Raw genomic sequence first — 586 nt, forward strand, 5'->3', positions numbered from 1 at the left:
AACCACGCGATGAACAACACCGTCTTCACGCCACCGACGACGGGCCCGTCACCGTAGTCGTATTGCAGCCACAGTCCCGGCTCTGCCACCCAGGGACGATGCACACGACGACCTGCTCTTTCATGGATCGCTTTGGCGTGGGCGACGGCACGGCGAGTTGATCTCTCCGAACCTTCATAGCCGAGTCCAAGAAGGCGTTCGTGGACCTTATCGGCACGGATCCTGCCCCCTGAACGGGCTACCAGCTCCGTGATTTTGTCCATGAACTCGTCCGTGACCCGATCACGGCGGACGGGCACGCCCACCGGGCGGCCTTGAGCGCGGGCGGTGACGTGGGCCTTGACTGTGTGGTGTGAACACCCTGCCAACTCGGCTGCGGCTCGGTAGGACCCTGTGGAGTCATACGCTTCTAGAATTTCCATGATTTCTCCGTCAGACTTCATACGCGGCCCCGAACCCTCTCGTGGTGGATGTTGATCGATTAGACACCGTCATCATCTCCCGGAAGTGGTTCGGGGTCGTGTCTCAATGAGAGGTTCTACATGCTCGGATGGGCAGAAATCGTGGCCGCCACTGGGCAGTTCTT

The 586-nt window shown here is 60.2% G+C and carries 1 pseudogene; it reads right to left on the reverse strand.

From position 1 onward, the window contains the following. Nucleotides 1-443, reverse strand: a pseudogene (locus ACPUD7_RS17775) (IS21 family transposase); the annotation flags it as partial. Between the last annotated feature and the right edge of the window lie 143 nt (nt 444-586).

It is taken from the genome of Brevibacterium sp. FAM 24630 (assembly GCF_049804075.1).
Classification (GTDB): domain Bacteria; phylum Actinomycetota; class Actinomycetes; order Actinomycetales; family Brevibacteriaceae; genus Brevibacterium.